This is a genomic window from Candidatus Enterococcus testudinis (genome assembly GCF_002140915.1).
Classification (GTDB): Bacteria; Bacillota; Bacilli; order Lactobacillales; family Enterococcaceae; genus Enterococcus_D; species Enterococcus_D testudinis.
On record NZ_NGKU01000001.1, the window covers coordinates 682,808 to 703,540 of the forward strand.

At 40.3% G+C, this 20,733-nt stretch carries 19 protein-coding genes, 1 tRNA gene and 2 pseudogenes; 18 read left to right on the forward strand and 4 right to left on the reverse strand.

Features of this window, described 5'->3' with window-relative positions; translation table 11 throughout:
- Nucleotides 1–62: 62 nt before the first annotated feature.
- The 3 genes from A5886_RS03355 to A5886_RS03365 form a co-directional block, all read right to left on the reverse strand.
- Nucleotides 63–1,250 (reverse strand): NADH-dependent flavin oxidoreductase, encoded by a 1,188-nt coding sequence (locus A5886_RS03355; RefSeq protein ID WP_086273632.1) that lies wholly within the window; start codon nucleotides 1,248–1,250, stop codon nucleotides 63–65.
- A gap of 186 nt (nucleotides 1,251–1,436) precedes the next feature.
- Entirely contained in the window at nucleotides 1,437–1,739 is a 303-nt protein-coding gene (locus tag A5886_RS03360) for an ArsR/SmtB family transcription factor (protein ID WP_086273633.1), read from the reverse strand.
- Between the two features lie 134 nt (nucleotides 1,740–1,873).
- A tRNA-Lys gene (locus A5886_RS03365) sits at nucleotides 1,874–1,946 on the reverse strand.
- A gap of 254 nt (nucleotides 1,947–2,200) precedes the next feature.
- Here A5886_RS03365 and A5886_RS03370 point away from each other — a divergent pair.
- The 10 genes from A5886_RS03370 to A5886_RS03415 all read left to right on the forward strand — a co-directional run bounded on the left by A5886_RS03370 (nucleotide 2,201) and on the right by A5886_RS03415 (nucleotide 13,022).
- Entirely contained in the window at nucleotides 2,201–2,767 is a 567-nt protein-coding gene (locus tag A5886_RS03370) for a DUF1836 domain-containing protein (RefSeq protein ID WP_179189959.1), read from the forward strand.
- Nucleotides 2,760–3,620, forward strand: a complete 861-nt coding sequence (locus tag A5886_RS03375; RefSeq protein WP_086273635.1) for a DegV family protein — start codon at nucleotides 2,760–2,762, stop codon at nucleotides 3,618–3,620. The genes A5886_RS03370 and A5886_RS03375 overlap by 8 nt, the downstream gene beginning before the upstream one ends.
- A gap of 141 nt (nucleotides 3,621–3,761) precedes the next feature.
- Nucleotides 3,762–4,466, forward strand: coding sequence for a response regulator YycF (gene yycF / locus A5886_RS03380; protein ID WP_086273636.1), 705 nt, complete (start codon nucleotides 3,762–3,764; stop codon nucleotides 4,464–4,466).
- A gap of 3 nt (nucleotides 4,467–4,469) precedes the next feature.
- Nucleotides 4,470–6,311, forward strand: coding sequence for a cell wall metabolism sensor histidine kinase WalK (gene walK / locus A5886_RS03385; protein WP_086273637.1), 1,842 nt, complete (start codon nucleotides 4,470–4,472; stop codon nucleotides 6,309–6,311).
- On the forward strand, nucleotides 6,308–7,618 hold the full coding sequence (locus tag A5886_RS03390; protein ID WP_086273638.1) for a two-component system activity regulator YycH: 1,311 nt from the start codon (nucleotides 6,308–6,310) through the stop codon (nucleotides 7,616–7,618). The genes walK and A5886_RS03390 overlap by 4 nt, the downstream gene beginning before the upstream one ends.
- The gene (locus A5886_RS03395) at nucleotides 7,619–8,473 is read left to right on the forward strand and encodes a two-component system regulatory protein YycI (RefSeq protein ID WP_086273639.1); all 855 of its coding nucleotides are present in this window, start codon (nucleotides 7,619–7,621) and stop codon (nucleotides 8,471–8,473) included. It begins immediately after the preceding gene.
- 58 nt (nucleotides 8,474–8,531) lie between these two features.
- On the forward strand, nucleotides 8,532–9,338 hold the full coding sequence (gene walJ / locus A5886_RS03400) for an exodeoxyribonuclease WalJ (protein ID WP_086275972.1): 807 nt from the start codon (nucleotides 8,532–8,534) through the stop codon (nucleotides 9,336–9,338).
- A 35-nt stretch (nucleotides 9,339–9,373) separates the two neighbouring features.
- Entirely contained in the window at nucleotides 9,374–10,120 is a 747-nt protein-coding gene (locus tag A5886_RS03405; protein WP_086273640.1) for a MurR/RpiR family transcriptional regulator, read from the forward strand.
- A gap of 155 nt (nucleotides 10,121–10,275) precedes the next feature.
- Nucleotides 10,276–11,571 (forward strand): PTS sugar transporter subunit IIC, encoded by a 1,296-nt coding sequence (locus A5886_RS03410; protein WP_086273641.1) that lies wholly within the window; start codon nucleotides 10,276–10,278, stop codon nucleotides 11,569–11,571.
- A 23-nt stretch (nucleotides 11,572–11,594) separates the two neighbouring features.
- Entirely contained in the window at nucleotides 11,595–13,022 is a 1,428-nt protein-coding gene (locus A5886_RS03415; RefSeq protein ID WP_086273642.1) for a 6-phospho-beta-glucosidase, read from the forward strand.
- A 51-nt stretch (nucleotides 13,023–13,073) separates the two neighbouring features.
- On the opposite strand, the gene A5886_RS03420 is transcribed toward A5886_RS03415, so the two are convergent.
- The gene (locus A5886_RS03420; RefSeq protein ID WP_086273643.1) at nucleotides 13,074–13,718 is read right to left on the reverse strand and encodes a CPBP family intramembrane glutamic endopeptidase; all 645 of its coding nucleotides are present in this window, start codon (nucleotides 13,716–13,718) and stop codon (nucleotides 13,074–13,076) included.
- 204 nt (nucleotides 13,719–13,922) lie between these two features.
- Here A5886_RS03420 and groES point away from each other — a divergent pair, with 204 nt between their 5' ends.
- The 8 genes and pseudogenes from groES to A5886_RS03460 all read left to right on the forward strand — a co-directional run.
- Entirely contained in the window at nucleotides 13,923–14,207 is a 285-nt protein-coding gene (gene groES / locus A5886_RS03425) for a co-chaperone GroES (RefSeq protein ID WP_054117104.1), read from the forward strand.
- Between the two features lie 29 nt (nucleotides 14,208–14,236).
- On the forward strand, nucleotides 14,237–15,865 hold the full coding sequence (gene groL / locus A5886_RS03430; protein WP_086273644.1) for a chaperonin GroEL: 1,629 nt from the start codon (nucleotides 14,237–14,239) through the stop codon (nucleotides 15,863–15,865).
- A gap of 246 nt (nucleotides 15,866–16,111) precedes the next feature.
- Nucleotides 16,112–16,450: a type II toxin-antitoxin system RelE/ParE family toxin gene (locus A5886_RS03435; RefSeq protein WP_086273645.1), complete on the forward strand. Its 339-nt coding sequence runs from the start codon at nucleotides 16,112–16,114 to the stop codon at nucleotides 16,448–16,450.
- On the forward strand, nucleotides 16,443–17,525 hold the full coding sequence (locus A5886_RS03440; RefSeq protein ID WP_086273646.1) for a HigA family addiction module antitoxin: 1,083 nt from the start codon (nucleotides 16,443–16,445) through the stop codon (nucleotides 17,523–17,525). Before A5886_RS03435 ends, A5886_RS03440 begins: the two co-directional genes overlap by 8 nt.
- Nucleotides 17,526–17,790: 265 nt before the next feature.
- Nucleotides 17,791–18,519: a YcjF family protein gene (locus A5886_RS03445; RefSeq protein ID WP_086273647.1), complete on the forward strand. Its 729-nt coding sequence runs from the start codon at nucleotides 17,791–17,793 to the stop codon at nucleotides 18,517–18,519.
- Between the two features lie 124 nt (nucleotides 18,520–18,643).
- Complete coding sequence (locus A5886_RS03450; RefSeq protein ID WP_256926133.1) at nucleotides 18,644–18,937, forward strand: hypothetical protein; 294 nt, start codon at nucleotides 18,644–18,646, stop codon at nucleotides 18,935–18,937.
- Between the two features lie 64 nt (nucleotides 18,938–19,001).
- Nucleotides 19,002–20,280, forward strand: a pseudogene (locus A5886_RS03455) (glycosyltransferase family 2 protein).
- A 146-nt stretch (nucleotides 20,281–20,426) separates the two neighbouring features.
- Nucleotides 20,427–20,723 (forward strand): annotated as a pseudogene (locus tag A5886_RS03460) (MazG-like family protein); the annotation flags it as partial.
- Between the last annotated feature and the right edge of the window lie 10 nt (nucleotides 20,724–20,733).

Below are 20,733 nucleotides of genomic sequence, written 5' to 3' on the forward strand. Positions count from 1 at the left end.
AAACAAGCAGGCTGCCACTATTCAAGTGTTGGCGGTCTGCTTGTTTTTGTGTAGCTGAAAGTTTACATTTTACGATACATATCAAATCGACCGGTATGCAGGGCCCGAATCGTTTCTCCACCTGGTAGTGGAGGTAACCCTAATGCATCCTCTCGCGTAAAAGCTTCTTTCAATCCCGGTGTCCATTTGACATAATCCATGGTTTCTGGTGAAACGTCATGTAAAATCTGTTCCCCTTGGCCTGCAGCAATCTTTTTTGCAAACTGAGGATCAACAAGGGTGCCACGCCCCACGGCAATCAAATCAGTGTGTTGGGCAACCGCGTCTTGTGCGCTGTGCGCATCAAATACGCCACCAACGATGATCAATTTGGTTTGTTCATCTAACACGTCATTGAATAACGATGCATAGGATCTGTCGACACCATTTGGACTCGATGCATACCCACCCCATAAAGAAAGATGGATATAGTCCAATTCATGTTTGACGATTTCAGCAATCAATTGCGTGGATTCTTTATAAGTATAGCCGACATTGTCTCCGTGAATCTCATCAGGACTGATACGATAGCCAACAATGAAATGCGCAGCTTGTTCTTCAGCAATCACCCGTTTGACTTCTTTTACAACTGCCAATGGAAAGGCCATGCGTTTTTTCAAATCACCACCCCAATCATCGGTTCGTTGATTGGACCATTTTGAGAAGAATTGCTGCAGCAAATAATGATTGGCACCATGAATTTCAACACCGTCAAAACCCGCAGCAATCGCCCGCCTCGTTGCCTGCCCAAAATCTGTGATAATGCTTCTGATTTCCGCATCTGTGAGGGCCCGAACAGGATAATCTAAGAAAGGAAAATCCAGTGCACTTGGTGCAACCACATCTTGGCCGCTGACCGCTTGGCCAATCGCCGCTCTGCCACCATGGTGGATCTGCAAAATGGCTTTATTGCCCTCCTTTTTCAACGCATGGGCCACTTTACTCAAGCCATCAATATGTTCATCAGAATAAGCAGCAAGTTGTTCAGGATAGCCGGGTACGTAGGCTGGACCGCCATTTTGGCTCACGTAATGAAATTCTGTGATCAGCATGCCCGCTGCTTGCGCGCGTGCAGCATAATAAGCAATCGTATCTTCAGAAGCAAATCCATTACGTAAACCCGAATGGGTTTGCATAGGGGACATAACAACTCGATTGTTTAATACAGCGCCATGCCTTAAGGTAATTGAATCGGTTAGTTCTTTGGTCATTTGTTTGAGCTCCTTTTTATAGATTAGGGTCGTCAAGTTCATGGAATAGAAAGTAATAAGCATAAAAAAAAGCGAATAAACAAAGATAATCAAAACTACATATCTAATTTTATCGATATATATAGTTAAAAAAACATTCCAAGTAAGTGATCGTGTCGAATGTGGGAGAAGCCCAGCATTCGACAATCACAACTCTGAATGGATGAAGGCACTTAGTTCACTAAGCGTTGTTTCATTCCGTCGGTAATACGTCCATTTACCAATTCTTGTTGCTGTTAATAAATTGGCTTTTTGTAATATGGACAAGTAATGGGAGGTGGTAGATTGTGTCAAGCCAAGTTTCCCTTGGATTTCGCCCACACAGACACCGACTTCGTTCATATCGACATTTGTTTCATGTACAAAATAGTCTGTTGGATTCTTCAACCAATAGAGAATTTGCAGGCGGTGTTCATTCGCTAGCGCTTTAAAAATATCTATATTTTCCATAGATTCAATTATATCTGCTTTTATCGATATGTAAAGAGAAGAGAAAACTGACAAAAAAAATGAGACTACGCACACTCTTTTCGAAACGCTCGAAAGCGCCAAGAGTGTACTAGTCTCGTGGGTTTGGCACCCAATGGGCCGTGAGGGGCTCGAACCCGCGACCCGCTGATTAAGAGTCAGCTGCTCTACCAACTGAGCTAACGGCCCATAACAAAATTACTTAACTATCTTAGCACTCTGTTTCTAAAAAATCAATCGTTCTATTAAAAAAATTTCTATAATCAACCTCACAGAAAAAGCCGACAAAATTGATTAAACATATTTCATTTCTATTAAAAAAAGCTTAAATGCACAGATTTTCTTTAAAAAACGTCTGTTTCATGCTAAACTATATCTAGTTATCGAAACTAGATGATTTGTTTATGATGATTTTAAGCGCTATTGTTTAAATGGAGGAACCAATGAAAAATGTAGAATTGGAAATCAAAAATTGGGGAGAATCAATTGCAACATTCCACCTCCCACGCTGGGACGAACTGCCAACACTGGAGCTATATATGGATCAAGTGATTACATTGATTGATCAATATTTATCACCTGTCATCCAGGTTGAAAAGCATCCTTTATTGACCTCGTCAATGGTCAATAACTATGTCAAAAAAGGCATGATCCCCGCACCTGAAAAAAAACGCTATAATCAAAAACATCTGGCTTTTTTGATTGCGATCACGATGTTGAAGCAAGTCTTAACCATACCAGAAATCAAGACTGGGATTATATTCCAAGGCAAAGTAGTCGGTATTCGCAATGCGTATAATTTGTTTTGTGAAGAACAGGAGAAGGCCATTCGCATCGTTGGACAAGAAGCGGCAGGTGCGCCTGAACAAAGAGAAACACAGCCGATTGCTGTCGAATTGATCGCTATCAAAGGCGCGACACGATCTTTTGCAAATAAACTACTGGCAGAAAAAATGATTGCCTTAGAACAAATCTATTTAGAAACCCATAAAGGAGACGCTCATGAATAAAGACAAAGTTGCCCTATTAGTAGACTCAGGAACAGATGTACCCGCAGAAATCATGGAACAGTATGGAATGTATATGTTGCCATTGCAAATTATTTACAAAGACCGCACCTATACGGATAAAATCGATATCACCGCAGAAGAAATCTATGCGCGTTTACCACAAGAAATCCCAAGTACCTCTTTGCCTGATGGTGAAGCGATTGGTAAGATTTTTGACCAAATCAAAGCAGATGGTTTTGAAAAAGTATGTGCAGTGACGATTTCAAGTGGATTAAGCGGGACCTTTAATGTGGTTCGCCTTCTTGGAGAGCAACGCACAGACTTAGAAGTGTTTGTATTAGATACCAAAAATATCGGTATTGGAGCTGGTTTGCAAGCGATTCGGGCAGCTGAATTGTTAAACGATGGAACAGATTGGGAACAATTGCAAGCCCAACTCACCAACGAAGTACCAAAGAATAGAGTCTTGTTCAATGTTGCGACACTGGAATACTTGCAAAAAGGTGGCCGGATTGGTTTGGTCGCATCGATTGTAGGAAATGCGTTAAAGTTGAATCCGATCATTTCTTGTAATGAAGAAGGTATTTACCATACAGTAGCCAAATCTCGTGGCCGAAAGAAGAGTTTGGACAAAACAGTAGAATTAATCAAACAGTTTGTTGGCGACCATCCACATGTCCGCTTGGCTGTTGCCCAAGGGGATGCGCTGCAAGAAGCCAAAGAAATGAAAGCCCGGCTAGAAGCCGAGTTTCCTAAGGTCAAAGAAATTTTGTTTGGGCAAATCTCACCAGCCTTAGTGGTGCATACCGGACCGGGATTGCTAGGTATAGGCATTCAGTTATTGGAAGATTGATAGTTGGGAAGAGGAGGACATTCAGTCTTTCTCTTTTTTTAGTTTTCTTAAGAAACAGTTGTTAGATTTTGGGAAAGATGAAAAGCACAGACAAATCATGTATAATAGGTAAGAAACCAAAAAAAATTGAGGTGACATTTTTTGAAAAAGATCCTAGTCGTAGACGATGAGAAACCAATCTCAGATATCGTCAAGTTTAATTTAACCAAAGAGGGATATGAAGTATATACAGCGTATGATGGCGAAGAAGCATTAGAACAAGTCGCAGAAGTCGATCCAGATTTAATCATTTTAGATTTGATGCTGCCAAAAATGGACGGGTTAGAAGTGGCAAGAGAAGTGCGCAAAACCCACGATATGCCAATCATTATGGTTACAGCCAAAGATTCTGAAATCGATAAAGTGTTAGGTCTTGAATTAGGGGCCGATGACTATGTGACAAAACCATTCTCGAATCGGGAATTGGTCGCGCGCGTGAAAGCCAATTTGCGTCGTGGTTCTTCATCAGCAAAAGAAGCCGAAGATGCGCCGAATGCAGAATTGACTATCGGTGATTTAACGATTCATCCAGAAGCTTATATGGTGACCAAAAATGGTGGGGCCATTGAATTGACCCATCGTGAATTTGAGTTGATGCATTATCTAGCCAAACATCTTGGTCAAGTAATGACCCGGGAACATTTATTACAAACTGTATGGGGCTATGACTATTTCGGCGATGTCCGAACAGTCGATGTTACCGTGCGCCGCTTGCGTGAAAAAATCGAAGATAGTCCAAGTCATCCAAATTACCTAGTGACTCGTCGCGGAGTAGGCTATTATTTGCGAAATCCAGAACAGGAATAAGAGATGAAAAATAAAGTTCGCTTTTTTCAATCAGTGAACTTCAAAATCGCCCTGACATTTATCTTGATCCTATTGATTGCGATCCAGATTATCGGGGCGTATTTTATTCGTGAATTGGAAAAAACCACAGTCGATGCCTTCAAACGCGACATGGAGGCAAGGGCAAGCACACTGGTGGTTACATTAGGGTCAGAATTGAGCCGAATGGACTCAGAAAATGGTTTGGATTGGGATTCAATGAATACGTCTTTGAATCGAATCTTGACCAGTACAAATTCATCAGAGATCTTGGAAATGCGGGTGGTTGATGAACAAGGTATTATTCGGGCCACCACGAATATCAATGACCGAGGTTCAGTGGGCGAAAAAAATGATTACCGAGATTACGATACGAACCGCAGTGAAGTGTTATACGATGAATCAAGCGGGCAACGGGTATTCAACATCGTCCAATCCATCCAATCTCCGACAGGTGACGCGGTTTTAGGGACGTTGTATTTGCGCAGCAATTTAGAATCAAAATACAGTGAAGTCAGTACAACGGCCTTGATTTTTGTGACGGCATCATTGATTGCCGCAGTTATTTCGATCGTTGTCGCCTTATTGGTATCCCGATCGATCACGCAACCAATCGGTGAAATGCGGGAACAAGCGATTCGGATCGCCAAAGGAGACTATAGTCGGAAAGTTGCTGTTCACGGAAAAGATGAACTAGGACAACTGGCAGAAACCTTCAACCAATTGGGCGAACGTATTGAAGAAACCCAAGAGGCCATGGAATCGGAACGGAATCGGCTAGATAGTGTGCTATCCCATATGACCGATGGCGTCGTGGCGACCGACCGACGAGGCAAAGTGATAACCATCAATGAAATGGCCATGTCGTTGTTGAATGTCACGACAGAAGAAGCAGTAGGCCAATCGATTTTGTCTTTGCTGCAAATTGATGAAGAATATACATTGCGTAAATTATTGGAAAGTCCTGAAGAGATGCTGATTGAACGACCAAGCACTGATGCCAATGGATCCAATCTGATATTGCGGATCGATTTTTCAATGATTCGACGAGAATCCGGCTTCATATCAGGTTTGGTTGCCGTGATGCATGATGTAACAGAACAAGAACAAAATGAACAAGAACGCCGCGAGTTTGTTTCAAACGTATCTCATGAACTGCGGACGCCTTTGACGAGTATGCGTAGCTATATTGAGGCATTAAGCGAAGGTGCCTGGAAAGATCCAGAGATTGCACCCAACTTTTTGAAAGTTACCTTGGATGAGACCGACCGGATGATTCGAATGATCAATGATCTGTTGAGTCTTTCAAGAATGGATAGCGGCAACGCTCAATTGCAATCGGAGTATGTTAATTTTAATGAACTGGTCAATTTCGTGCTGGATCGTTTTGATATGATGGTGACCAATGAAAGCAAAAAATACTTGATTCGCCGGGAGTTCACGAAGCGAGAACTGTGGGTTGAAGTGGATACCGACAAAATGATCCAAGTAATCGATAATATCATGAATAACGCCATCAAGTATTCACCAGATGGCGGAATCATCACCGTGAAATTGATGGAGACCCATAACAATATCGTGTTGAGTATCAATGACCAAGGTCTGGGGATTCCGAAAAAAGACCTCACAAAAATCTTCGATCGTTTCTATCGTGTGGATAAGGCACGTGCACGGCAACAGGGTGGAACAGGATTGGGCTTGGCGATTTCTCGAGAAGTGATCAAATCCCACGGTGGTGCCATTTGGGCTGAAAGTCGAGAACATCGCGGTTCAACCTTCTATATTATGTTGCCATATGAACCGTATGAGGAGGATTGGTGGGTATGAGAATTTCGGAAAAAGTCATGCGCTTGGGTTTGATTTTAATGATCGCGTTGAGCTTTTATTTTTCTTATATGATTTGGCTCAATCCAACCGGCAATAGCAGTGTTAGTGACGATCCGGACACCACTGTCAATCCGTCTGTTCAAACGTACAAACAAAAAAGTGATTTATTTTTACCGCTATATCTTACTTGGCAAGACGATGACGTTATCAAAGAGACCAATTCTGAGACGTTGATTCGTGAGATCCAAGGAGAAATCGATCAAGGAACAATCAGTGATCTAGTGGTCAATACCTATGATGATGAAGCGGATTTTACGAAAGCTGTTACTTTGTCACAAGGTATTTCGTTGAATTATTACACCTCGTTTTATTTAAATGATTATGCGGAAACTTTCGAGATGGACATATCATTTCAGAACAAAGAGGATGGCAGTGATCTGCCCTTCACACGTATTCACTTTGATTTAGATTCAGATGCGATTCAATTTATTGATTTGGATAAAATGCGGATCATTGAAGGTACGATTGATTGGGATAAATCTGAAGTGAAAAGTCTATTGGCGGATAATCCTCGAGAATGGACAGCAATGCAGCAAGATGAAATACAAGACAGCAATCAGTTTTATACGCAAGATACCATCAAGCTGAAGAAATATAGTTACTATTCTTCCACGCAATCTCAAAGTCTTTTCCGCGAAGCCTTTTTCAATTATCCGAAAGATGTCAAAATCAATGACGATAGTGTTGACACGTATTACTATGAAGGCGGTCAGAATATGACGGTCATGCAAGACCAACAGCTTGTCAAATTTGAAACGACGATCGCAGAATCTGAAGAAGCAGATCTAGCCATGCTTAGTGCCGATTATATCACCCGATTAGGCAATAATTTTGGTACGATTCGCTACTTTGATCAACTGGATAAACACTTAGAATATCGTGTCTTTGTTGAAGGCTATCCTGTATTCAGCAGCGGCTCTCAAGGTGTAATCAATGTTGCATTTTCTGACAGTGGCCAAACTGGTAGTCGCGAAATGTCGATTTCTGCTAGTTTAAATGCCATCCAAGTACCTATTCCTTCAGATACTGAAGTAGAATTACCATCAAGCTTGACAGTCAAAGAGAACCTATTGGCTGCTGGTGCAGAGAATGATCAGTTAGCGCAAATCATTGTCGGTTACCAATGGGGAGAAATCAAAGACGCACCACTGGTCAATTTGACCCCTGCATGGTATATCAATTATGATGCACAATGGATCAGTTATGATAGTTTGCTGGATAAATTGGCAGAAAAGGAGGAGAATTAGTTGGATTTCAAACGAATCGAATGGATTTTTTTCCTCGCCTTTTTAGGGTTGAATGTGTTTCTTTTCAATATCTACAGTGAAGCCCGCAGTGAACAGCGCAATGTATCCCAATCGAATCAGACGATCCCGATTGAACAGCGATTAGATACCGAAGATATTCGTTTTTCAGGGGAGTTATCGGATGAAACGTTAAGCGGATATTATCTTAGCGGAGAACAGACAGATATGACTGCGGCATTGAAAGCAGCGCAATCAGAGAATAAACTGACAGGTGAGTCAACGGTCAAAGGGCAACAACTGACTCATGTGGCTTCAGGCGGTTTTTATATCAGCGACGATGCGCAAGCAGAAGAAACGGTGAATGGCTATTTAAAGCGAGAAGACCAGGTACTATATGGGGATGAATATCAATATATCGAGAATTTGTCTTTGATCGATAGCACACACCCAACTGTTGTTGCCACGCAATCCTATGAAGGCATCCCATTTAATGATAGTTCTAGTCGAATCGACATGACGTTGGAACAAACGGATGATTTGTTGCAGATCACCAAGTATAACCAAACCCATATTTCATCAATCACGCCTTTAAGGGAGAAGATGACGGTCTATTCAGAGAAAGAAGCCGTTAATACGCTCTATTTAAACAATAAACTGCCCAGTCATTCAACGATATTGTGGACAGAATTGGCGTATACGATGATCTTGAAAGTCCGAGATAAAAATGTTTATATCCCAGCATGGTTTGTAGCATTCAAATCAGACAACGATGATACGATCCAAATCGAAACCGTCAATGCCTTTAGTAATCGAATCATTACAAATAATGCAGTACAAAAAGTAGAAAATCCATAAAGAAATAGGTATAATGGAACACGTTGAAACAAGCAGAGAGGAAGTAAAGTAAACCATGATGAAGGAAGAAAATGCCTTTCAAGTTAGTATTCTCGCCAGCGGCAGTTCAGGAAATTCGCTTTATATCGAAACTGGTAAAAAGCGCATACTGGTTGATGCAGGATTGAGCGGCAAAAAAATCACTTCATTATTAGGTGAAGTTGGGCGTAAACCAGAAGATTTGGATGCGATTCTTGTGACCCATGAACACCGGGATCATATTCACGGTGTAGGTGTGTTGGCACGGAAGTATAACTTGGATGTCTATGCCAATACCAAAACATGGCAAGCGATGGATCCAATGATTGGCAATGTCGCTGTTGAGCAAAAGCATATCTTTGAAATGGGCAAAGTCTTAACGATGGGGGATATTGACATTGAGAGTTTTGGTGTTTCCCATGATGCCGCTGCACCGCAGTTTTATCGGTTTTATAAAGATGGCAAATCATTTGTGATGTTGACAGATACCGGCTATTGCAGCGATCATGTGCGAGGGATCATCAAAGGTGCAGATGCCTACTTAGTCGAAAGCAATCATGATCTTGAAATGCTGCGGATGGGTGCCTATCCATGGAGTTTGAAACAGCGGATCTTAGGCGACCGTGGTCATTTATCGAATGAAGATGGTGCGCTAGTGATGACCGATATATTGACGGATAACACCAAACGGGTCTATCTTGGCCATTTAAGTAAAGAAAATAATTTGAAAGAATTGGCGCATTTAACCATGGTCAACACGATGAAAGAACATGATCTAGGCGTGGGTGAAAGCTTTGAGGTCTATGACACAGATCCGGATAAAGCCACTGCTTTGTTTGGTGTTTAACTGTTATTGATGCCATCCATATTGGAGGAAAACGGATGTTTGATGCAGAAAAAATCAAAACATTAAATGAATTAGAAATCAATGTTTATAATTATATCGTGCAGCATTTCGATGAAATCGATCATTTAACGATTCGCGGGTTGTCGCAAATGTGTCATGTATCTACTTCGACCATCTTAAGATGCATCAATAAATTAGGCTATGCTGGATATTCTGAACTCAAATATGCAATTCGGCAAAAGAAAGAGCAAGAAACAAACGCTTTTGAATTATTTTATGATGCTACGATTCAAGTAGATTTGTTCTTGAAAAAAGTAAACAATGTCAATTACCGGGAGTTTGTTGAACCCGCTGTGAAATTGATTGTTGCAGCGCGACATGTCGCTTTTTCTGGTATTGGCACTAGCGGCATATTGGGGACTTATGGTAGTCGTTATTTTGCGAATGTAGGCATCAATGCCTACAGCATCGTTGACCCTTTTTTACCAGTATCCCCTAGAGGGATGGAAAATACCTTAGCCATCATCTTGTCTGTATCAGGAGAAACCACCCAAATGATCAAGCAAGCAGAAGACTTCAAGCGGTACGGTGCGAAACTATTGAGTATTACCAATGATGAAAAGTCAACGATTGCGCAAATGGCTGATTACAATTTGTCTTACTATATGCCAGTCGTGAATGGGGCGGAGGAAGAGTATTTGAATCTAACAACGCAAGTGCCGGTCATTGCATTGATTGAGTTGTTAGCCCATCAAGCGCATCGATCGATACAGGATCAATAACTTATACAAAAAAGCAGCTTCGGCTGTTTTTTTTGTTGGAATTTGTTTCTAAGAGAGAAGGATAGCTACCATCCTAGCTATCGATAAGCTATGCTATATATGTAAGCGAATTCACCGGCCGGTCGTTCGAGATTAATTTTATAGGAGTGATTTTGATGAATGAATGGATCAATGATAAAGTATTGCCTCCCGTCTTAAAATTTGTAAATACCAAAGCGATTACTGCATTACGAAATGGGATGCTGTATACGATGCCGTTTTCTATTGTAGGGTCTATTTTCTTATTATTGGCAAACTTTCCTGTTCAATCGATTGCTGATTGGGTAACCAGTAGTGGGTTAGGGGAATATTTTAATCAAGCGTATGGTGCTTCATTTGCGATTATGGCATTCTTTGCGGTAATGGGTATTGCGTATTCTTATGTGAAAGCAGAAGGATTCGAAGGTCTTCCTGCAGGAATGATTGGGTTGGTTATTTTCTTATTAACAATGGAATCTAGTGTGACAGATGCCGATTCTGGCGTAACGATTGGCAATATTATTGATAAAACTTGGACTGGCGGTCAAGGAATGATCAGTGCCATCTTAGTTGGTTTATTTGTCGGATGGGGCTATACATGGTTCCTGAAAAGAGATATTCGAATCAAATTACCTGAACAAGTTCCGACAAACGTAGCGAATTCATTTACAGCACTTATTCCAGCAGCCGTGTTAACGACAGTGGCTTTAGTTGTGTATATATTCTTTGATAAAGTATTTAATACGACTGTTGTCGAATGGATCTACAAAGTGATTCAAAGTCCTATGCAAGGCGTAACTGACTCATTGGGTGGCGCATTGATGTTAGGTTTCTTAGTACCGTTTCTGTGGTTCTTTGGGGTACATGGGTCCACCATCGTTGGCGGTATCATGGGGCCAATCTTGCAAGCCAATTCTTTAGCCAATACAGCCATATTGGAATCAGGAAAAGAACTAACATTGGCAAATGGCGGACACATTGTCACGCAACAATTTTTGGATCAATTCATGACGGTTACTGGGGCTGGGATGACGATTGGAATCGTTTTGTATATGATGGCTTTTGCAAGATCTGCTCAGTTCAAACAGTTGGGCCGCTTATCTATGATTCCAGCGTTCTTTAACATCAATGAACCGATTATCTTTGCTACACCGATCGTGATGAACCCGATTATGGCGATTCCGTTTATTTTGACACCGGTGGTTTCTGGTATCGTGACGTATTTCTCACTATATACCGGATTGGTCCCTCTCTTTACAGCCGTGCAAGTGCCTTGGACAACGCCACCAATCATCTCAGGCTTTTTAGTCGGCGGTGTTAGAACAGCTATTTTACAATTTGTTGTCTTAGCGATTGGCTTCTTTATCTATTATCCGTTTATTCGTAAAGTAGATAGCTTGAACTACAAGCAAGAAACAGAAACAGTGAAATAAATAAGAAAGCAGGCGTGTGAGATATGAATAAATTGCGAGAAAACTTTTTGTGGGGTGGTGCTGTTGCTGCGCACCAATTAGAAGGTGGTTATCAAGAAGGGGGCAAAGGTGTCAGTGTTGCCGACGTCATGACTGTAGGCGCTAATGGTATTCCACGTCAAATCACAGAGGGCATCAAAGAAGGCAATATTTATCCCAATCATGAAGCAATTGATTTCTATCATCGCTACCCAGAAGATATCAAACTGTTTGCGGAACTTGGGCTAAAGTGTTTTAGAACATCGATTGCTTGGACAAGGATTTTTCCTAAAGGAGATGAAGCTACACCGAATGAAGCCGGGCTGCAATTTTATGATGATTTGTTTGATGAATGTTTAAAATATGGCATAGAGCCGGTGATCACATTGTCCCATTTTGAAATGCCTTATCATCTTGTGACCGTATACGGTGGTTGGCGCAATCGTGCATTGATCGATTTATTTGTCCAGTTTGCCGAAGTTTGTTTCAAACGGTATAAAGATAAAGTCAAATATTGGATGACATTCAACGAAATCAACAACCAAGCAAACTATAAAGAAGATTTCGCACCGTTTACCAACTCGGGTCTGCTTTTTTCAGAAGATGAGGACCGAGAAGAAGTGATGTATCAAGCCGCGCATTACGAGTTGGTTGCCAGCGCAAAAGCTGTTAAAAAGGGCCATCAAATCAATCCAGATTTTCAGATAGGCTCAATGATTGCTATGTGTCCAATCTATCCTTATTCATGTGATCCCAAAGATATGATGGCCGCAACTGTGGCGATGCAAAGACGATATTGGTTTTCAGATGTGCATGTCCGGGGACATTACCCTAGATATTTGTTGCGTTACTTTGAAAGAAAACAATTTGACCTTGATATCACTGAAGAGGACAAACAAGTGTTAAAAGAAGGTTGCGTAGATTATATTGGCTTTAGCTACTATATGTCTTTTGCAGTAAAAGGCAAAGCGGATGATCCAACCTATGATTACGATGAAAGTCAAGATTTGGTGACCAATCCTCATGTGAAGGCATCAGAATGGGGCTGGCAAATCGATTCAATCGGCTTGCGCTATGCAATGAATTGGTTCAATGAGCGCTATGAATTGCCTTTGTTTATCGTAGAGAATGGCTTCGGCGCTGTTGACCAAATAGAAGAAGGGCGTATCCATGATCAATATCGTATCGATTATTTGAAAGCCCATATCGAAATGATGAAAGAAGCAGTTGTATATGATGGTGTCGATCTTTTAGGGTATACGCCTTGGGGAATCATCGATTTGGTATCAGCAGGAACTGGAGAGATGAAGAAACGTTATGGTGTGATCTATGTAGATAAAGACAATGAAGGCAACGGCACACTTGCCCGCAGCAAAAAAGATTCATTTGATTGGTATCAGAAGGTAATTGCGAGTAATGGAGAAACACTGTAATCAAACATAGAGTGAGCGTTGCGCAAATTTTTGCGCAACGCTCATTCTAATTTAAGGCAGTTGGATATACCCTTTATATACCAATAGCTGAATCACAACGACTAAGCTGTTCATTCCTACGTGGGTGATCATCGACGTCCAAATGCTGCCAGTATAGGCATACAAACCTGAGAAGAACAAGCCGAGAAAAAGATACACTAGCAGATGACCGTCATTATGGGCAAATGCAAAAGCCACCGCACTGATCCCTACGCCAATCCAGACATTGGTATATTTACCAATGATGCCAACGAGTGCGCGACGAAAGACAAACTCTTCCATAATTGGTCCTCCGACCATAGCGGCCAAGGCAAACAATGGTTGGTGCACAATGATCTGGATGATATTTGCAGTATTTTCTGATGGAGTGACTTCACCCATCAGAGATTCAAGAAAGACGGCTACATTTTGCAATAAGATCGCCAAAATAATCCCAGATAACCCATAAATCAAAATGGCAGAAGATTTACTGCGATGATGTTCGAAGGATAAGGGCTCTTTTTGAAAGAAATAGAGTACAAACATAATGATTGCACCTACAAGATAGCCAATCGTTGTGGCGGGCACAGCCAATCCCGCACTTACGAAGGCACTTGGCAAGAAAAATACGATCCCATACGTAAGAATGGTTGCAAATGAATATTTTGATAATGACATAATGTAAGAATCACGCTCCTTTCGCTCTATTATAAACTAGACAAGCGTCAGAAACAAAGGATCAATGTCTTAAAACAAACCAAAAAAGTTAATCAAAAGGCTTGCAAAAGCAAGTGAAAATGAGTAATATTAAAACTGTGAGTTAGCACTCGATAGATGAGAGTGCTAATGAAAATTGATTATAACTTATTGGAGGGATTTATCGTGTTAAGACCATTAGGTGATCGTGTGATTATCGAAGTCGCAAAAGAAGAAGAAAAAACTGTAGGCGGAATCGTGCTTGCTTCAGCAGCAAAAGAAAAACCACAAACAGGTACCGTGATCGCAGTTGGCGAAGGCCGCACACTTGAAAACGGTGAACAAGCTCCTGTTGCTGTCAACGTAGGCGAACAAGTCATGTTCGAAAAATACGCTGGCACAGAAGTGAAATTCGAAGGAACAGAATATTTGATCGTGGCTGCTAAAGATATTATCGCAGTCGTAGAATAAAAAATAAAAAACTTTGAGGTGAATCAATTATGGCAAAAGAGATTAAATTTGCAGAAGATGCACGTGCAGCAATGCTGCGTGGAGTAGACAAATTAGCAGATACAGTGAAAGTAACCTTAGGACCAAAAGGACGTAACGTTGTTTTAGAAAAATCTTACGGCTCACCATTGATCACAAATGATGGCGTAACGATTGCCAAAGAAATCGAACTAGAAGATCATTTCGAAAACATGGGTGCAAAATTAGTCGCTGAGGTTGCATCTAAAACCAATGATATCGCAGGTGACGGTACAACTACCGCAACATTATTAACGCAAGCAATCGTTCGTGAAGGATTGAAAAACGTGACTGCAGGTGCGAACCCATTAGGTATCCGCCGCGGAATCGAATTGGCAACAAAAGTGGCAGTTGAAGAATTACACAGCATTTCATCAATCGTTGATTCAAAAGAAGCGATTGCACAAGTCGGTGCCGTTTCATCTGGCAGTGAAAAAGTCGGCCAATACATTGCGGATGCAATGGAAAAAGTCGGTAATGACGGTGTCATCACCATTGAAGAATCAAAAGGGATCGAAACTGAATTAGATGTCGTTGAAGGTATGCAATTTGATCGTGGCTATTTATCACAATACATGGTCACTGATAACGACAAAATGGAAGCTGCTTTAGAAAATCCATACATTTTGATCACTGACAAAAAAATCTCTAACATTCAAGATATCTTGCCATTGTTAGAACAAATCTTACAACAATCAAAACCATTATTGATCATCGCTGATGATGTAGATGGCGAAGCATTGCCAACACTTGTCTTGAACAAAATCCGTGGTACATTCAACGTCGTAGCAGTCAAAGCACCAGGCTTTGGTGACCGTCGTAAAGCAATGCTAGAAGATATCGCTATTTTAACTGGTGGTACTGTGATCACTGAAGACCTAGGTCTTGAATTAAAAGATGCGACTATCGATAACTTGGGTCAAGCAAGTAAAGTCGTTGTTGATAAAGACAACACAACAATCGTAGAAGGCGCTGGCGATAAAGGCGGAATCGATGCACGTGTGCAATTGATCAAAAACCAAATCGCAGACACAACTTCTGATTTTGATCGTGAAAAATTACAAGAACGCTTAGCTAAATTGGCTGGCGGTGTTGCAGTGATCAAAGTTGGTGCACCAACTGAAACAGAATTAAAAGAATTAAAACTACGTATTGAAGATGCATTGAACGCAACCCGTGCCGCTGTTGAAGAAGGTATGGTTTCAGGTGGGGGAACTGCCTTAGTCAATGTCATCAACAAAGTCGCAGCAATCGAAACTGATGGCGATGCTGCAACAGGCGTGAAAATCGTCTTGCGTGCGTTAGAAGAACCAGTACGCCAAATTGCTGAAAATGCTGGCTACGAAGGTTCAGTCATCATCGACAAATTAAAACATGCTGATTTAGGTGTTGGTTTCAATGCTGCAACAGGCGAATGGGTAAACATGCTTGAAGCAGGAATCGTTGACCCAACGAAAGTAACCCGTTCAGCATTGCAAAATGCCGCTTCTGTTGCTGCATTATTGTTAACAACTGAAGCAGTTGTTGCAGACAAACCAGAATCCGCTGCACCAGCAGCCCCAGCTATGGACCCATCCATGGGCATGGGCGGCATGATGTAACGAAACACTAAGAACCCCTTTGTATAGGGGTTCTTTTTTTGATTATAGGGCTTTTATTTTGATTACATAAAAGACGGGATACGATATTTCAACCAATCAAGCTTTGTTTATCTAGTAACTTTTGAAGCAGGAGTATTCCGAAAGTATATAAAGACTTATTCAACTGTATGCTGACATCTTGACAGGTGACAGAAATTCCCTTATAGTTAAATTACCTTATAGGTAATTTATATCTGGGAGGCAGGCATGTATATTGAGTACAAAAACAATAAAGTTAATAGACAATGCACCGATTTGAGACAAGCAAAAAAAGATTTTCCCAGTAAAGTTGCAGAAAAGTTAATCAAAATGATTACTTTTATTGAAGCGGCTGAAAATCTTGAATCAGTTTTAAATTTCCCAACGTATAGATTTCATCACCTAAAAGGACATAAAAAAGGATTATATGCGATGGATATTGATGGAAGAAAATGTTCCTATAGATTGATTGTTGCTTTTGATGAGCAACTGAATGAACGTCTTTTTTCTGATTCATCATCCATTGAAATTATTCAAATAGAGGAGGTCAGTAAACATTATGAGTAATGAAATTAGCTATAAACAGTTAATTGCTTTTCATCCAGGTTCCTATGTTGAAGAAATAGTCGACGAATTGAATATCACTCAGAATGAGTTTGCTGAACGACTAGGAACATCCAGCAAGACATTGAGTAAGATTATCAACGGAGAAGAAAGGATTAGCACTGATGTGGCAAATAAATTGGCAAAAACAACAGGCGTTTCTATTAAAACGTGGTTGAATTTGCAAGCTACATACGATGCAAAACTTATAGAAATTGAGGACATGCAAGACGAAGATGAAAAACGTGCATGTGAGTTAATTGATTTTTCTTATTTTAAAACACATAACTTAGTAGAAAAAAGAAGATATTCAATCAATGAAAAGATAAAAGAGCTAAGAAAATTATTGAATTTATCTAACTTATCCATGTTATACGAATTCAATAATGCTGTCAGCTATAGAAATACAAGGGAGTTTGATGAAAAATCGATTGTCAATTCTAATGTCATGTTGGAGTTAGCAATTGATGTTGCTCGAAATGGAACTGATAGGAAATATGACAAGCAGAAATTGGAGAACTGTTTGCCAGAAATCAGAAAAATGACGACAGAATCGCCAGAAAAATTTTTTCCCCACTTAAAGCAAATACTTTTAGAATGTGGCATTGTTTTGGTAGGATTGCCTAAACTTCAGAATGCTAATCTGAATGGTGCGACGAAAAAATTTAAAAATGGTAGTGTATTATTACTGATTACGGATCGGAATAAGAAAGCAGATATATTCTGGTTTTCTTTAATACATGAGCTAGGTCATATCTACAATAAAGACTTTTATACGGACTACCACGATATCGAACGATACAAGAAAAAAGAAAAAGAAGCAGATTTATTTGCGCAAAATTTTTTTATACCTAGAGAAAAATATGATAAATTTATCGCATCTGGTGTGTTTACAGAGACCGTTATACTTAAGTTTGCTGAAGAGTTAGAAATTTTGCCTAGCATTTTGATTGGTAGATTAGAAAATGAGGGATACGTTCAACACCATGAGTATAGTCATTTAAAACCGAGCTATAGTGTCAGCTTATCCAGTCAATGAGCAAAACCTCCCTTTACACAGTGTTGAGTAAGGGGAGTTTTTCGTATTCTTTTTTTGATTTACAGTTGCCATTGATATACAGATATCTCTGTCCAATTGAACAGATGATTGGATTTTTGTTACCTAAGTTTTTATATAAGATATATGTTTAGTTAAGTTTTTCTGAATATGTGTATTACTCGTCTGATTATTCAAGCTTTATCTTTAGATTTCAAAAGCAACCTAAGATAAAATAGGGGTACAAATTGCGCAAAATAATACACAAATGAAAACAGGAGGTCTTTTTGTGAAACGATTTAGAAAAAAACATAAACAAGAACCTGAGAATGTCACACACAGTACTCAAACTACAGATTTAACTGAAACAAATCAGATCCAGACTGAAGAAGAAGCAGAATTCAAGTCTTTCTTCAATACAGTTCTTGAAAAAATGCCTAAAGCGACAGCAAACATCATTCGCAAAAGTTATAGTAGTTCGAGGGTACAAGCAGAAAAAGTACTGGCTAAAGGGAAAGCACAATCCGATAAGGTATTTGATGAGTTTTTATTGGGTGTCGATGAAGTGACACAAAAAAAGGCCCATCGGATAATCCATGCCGCCTCTCTAACCGCGGCCATTATCGGCTGTTCACCGATCCCATTTTCTGATGCGTTTTTGTTGGTACCTGTGCAAATGACGATGATGGCACGTTTGTATCGTTTGTTTGGTCGTACATGGTCAGAAGGTTTGACCAAAAGTCTGTCTAAAGAATTAGTGGTCGTCACATTTGGTCGAAGTGTTGTGGGAAATGTGTTGAAATTTATTCCTGCTGTTGGCACGGTTGCTGGAGCAGCGGTAAATGCGACAGTTGCCACAGGCATCACTGAAGCATTAGGGTGGGTCACTGTCAAAATGCTGAATGATGGCGAGGACATTTTTGACCAAGTGATGTCATTCAAGGGACAATTTCATACATTGGTCAACGCGCTGAATCTTGGGAAGAAATCGAAATAATTGGTTTTTATCTGAATCTCAACACCAATTGCTGTTCATCTATCTTTGATTATGTCATGAAAAAGAAACAAATTGTCATGGTAAAAAAAGCGAGATGTTTGGAATCAGTATTGGAGGGAGAATCATGAAAAGAATTACCCGAGAAGAAGTCAGTAAACAGTTGGTCACTGATGCCTATTTTGAGCCCGGCAATCATATGGTAAAGATACGACAGACAATTGCGGTCATCGCTGCGTGGCTATTTATTTTCATCCCGTTCTTATGGCTGTCGATACCGGTATTTTTTCCTACCACAGCCGATTGGTTGGATTTTCGCATTTATTTTGAAGAACGTCTAGCATTTTGGTATTTGCTGATTTTTACAGTGCGCGTTTTGGCGGCCAAGCAGATCGTCAAAACATTAGATACTATGTTGTAAAACCTGAACAAAACATTTCGGAAACTGAGATTCAAGCATTGTTTCAACGAAATGGGGTGTAAAGATGTTTTCTTTGATTGACACCGGTCGTCAATGGTTGGATGTACTGTTGTATATATTGATGATGATTCTATTTACCTATCCGATTTTGGGCGGCTTTACTTGGTTTATTGGTGTGATGTGTCATACGTTTTTATTCCGTTATCGCCAGTTGGATTGGATCCCGATACCTGAAGAAATTGAGCCGATGATTACGATTATGGTGCCAGCTCATAATGAGGAAATCGTGATTGAAGATACCATCTATTACTTGATGCAAAAAATGAATTATCGTCGTTACGAAGTGCTGGTTACAGACGATGGGTCTACTGATCAAACACCTGTTATACTGAACCGACTGATGGAGCAGTATCCGAATTTACGGGTATTGCGTATTGAAAAGAACCAAGGAAAAGCCCATGCCTTCAATATGGGCATTGGATTTGCGAAAGGGGAACTGATTCTCAGCAATGATGCCGATACGGTTCCCGAACCTGATGCTTTATGGAAATACGTGAATTACTTTATTCGTCAAGACGCCATCAACATCTCCGCCATTACTGCCAATATGGATGTCCAAAATCGCACAACGATCATTGGCAAATCACAAACGGTTGAATTCTCTAGCATCGTAGGCATTATCAAAAGAACCCAACAAGCGGTGCTGGGTGTGATCTATGCATACAGCGGCGCCAACACGATGTATCGCAGAGACGCACTTTTGGATGTTGGATTATTTCGTCAGAATCGAGCGACTGAAGATATCAGTATTGCATGGGACCATCAATTTCAAGGATGGTTGTCTTTGTTTGCCCCTCAAATCATGTTCTTCATGGAGGTCCCTGAATCCCTTAGAATGCTGTATAGCCAAAGAAAACGGTGGGCAAAAGGCAGGACAGAAGTTTGGTTAACCAACTTCAAAAAGGTCTTGCCACATCTTTTTGAGAACATCGGGCGGACCTTTATGTCTATCGACCAAAGCCTCAGTATTATCTGGTCCTTCTTTTTCTGGATATCCTCTTTTTTGTTTGTGTTTTGGTTGGTTTATTTTATTACTCAAGTAAATACCGAAAGGATTTATCATATGTTTACGATGGCCTTTCTATATTGTCTGTTTTGAAATGATTGCCGGATCGATTCAACTGCTGACGAGTTTGCTAGTGGATGATGGCAGAAAGAAAATGAAATATTTCCGTTTTGCTCCGTTCTATATGCTTTTTTATTGGATGATCAATGCTGTAACGATCGTGACGACCTTTGTACCTGCAGACAAAACAATTATGGGCTATGGCTCTGGTGTGTGAGTCAGTCCGAAACGGCAAGGGCAAGGGAAGAAATAGGGCAAAAAAGAAAGCAGAGATGCTTTCTTTTTTCGTATACCTGCTATTATTTTGAATACAATGCTTAAGAAGTTTGCGTTTATGCTATAATCAGTCAAAAAGGAGCCATCATGCATATTAGTGACTATCAAAAAGCCATACTACAAAATAAAATTGATCATCAGTTCAATACCACCAACATTGAAAAAGAGTTCTTGGCATTGTATGGAGAAGTAGCTGAAGCTTTCGATGCCTATCGGAAAATGGAACCAGTTGGGCAAGAATTGGCAGATGTTGCTATTTACTTGTTCGGTTTAGCAGAACTATTGGATGTTGATTTAGAAAAAGAAATTCAAGAGAAAATGAAAATCAATGCTACTAGGCGATATATAGCCAGTGGAAATGGCTATGCCAAAAGAATAGATGACAGTCAAAAAA

Coding starts and splice junctions, on each gene's coding strand:
- A5886_RS03355 (WP_086273632.1), bottom strand. CDS start 1,250: ATGACCAAAGAACTAACCGATTCAATTACCTTAAGGCATGGCGCTGTA.
- A5886_RS03360 (WP_086273633.1), bottom strand. CDS start 1,739: ATGGAAAATATAGATATTTTTAAAGCGCTAGCGAATGAACACCGCCTG.
- A5886_RS03370 (WP_179189959.1), top strand. CDS start 2,201: ATGAAAAATGTAGAATTGGAAATCAAAAATTGGGGAGAATCAATTGCA.
- A5886_RS03375 (WP_086273635.1), top strand. CDS start 2,760: ATGAATAAAGACAAAGTTGCCCTATTAGTAGACTCAGGAACAGATGTA.
- walK (WP_086273637.1), top strand. CDS start 4,470: ATGAAAAATAAAGTTCGCTTTTTTCAATCAGTGAACTTCAAAATCGCC.
- A5886_RS03390 (WP_086273638.1), top strand. CDS start 6,308: ATGAGAATTTCGGAAAAAGTCATGCGCTTGGGTTTGATTTTAATGATC.
- walJ (WP_086275972.1), top strand. CDS start 8,532: ATGAAGGAAGAAAATGCCTTTCAAGTTAGTATTCTCGCCAGCGGCAGT.
- A5886_RS03405 (WP_086273640.1), top strand. CDS start 9,374: ATGTTTGATGCAGAAAAAATCAAAACATTAAATGAATTAGAAATCAAT.
- A5886_RS03410 (WP_086273641.1), top strand. CDS start 10,276: ATGAATGAATGGATCAATGATAAAGTATTGCCTCCCGTCTTAAAATTT.
- A5886_RS03415 (WP_086273642.1), top strand. CDS start 11,595: ATGAATAAATTGCGAGAAAACTTTTTGTGGGGTGGTGCTGTTGCTGCG.
- A5886_RS03420 (WP_086273643.1), bottom strand. CDS start 13,718: ATGTCATTATCAAAATATTCATTTGCAACCATTCTTACGTATGGGATC.
- groL (WP_086273644.1), top strand. CDS start 14,237: ATGGCAAAAGAGATTAAATTTGCAGAAGATGCACGTGCAGCAATGCTG.
- A5886_RS03435 (WP_086273645.1), top strand. CDS start 16,112: ATGTATATTGAGTACAAAAACAATAAAGTTAATAGACAATGCACCGAT.
- A5886_RS03440 (WP_086273646.1), top strand. CDS start 16,443: ATGAGTAATGAAATTAGCTATAAACAGTTAATTGCTTTTCATCCAGGT.
- A5886_RS03445 (WP_086273647.1), top strand. CDS start 17,791: ATGAAAACAGGAGGTCTTTTTGTGAAACGATTTAGAAAAAAACATAAA.
- A5886_RS03450 (WP_256926133.1), top strand. CDS start 18,644: ATGAAAAGAATTACCCGAGAAGAAGTCAGTAAACAGTTGGTCACTGAT.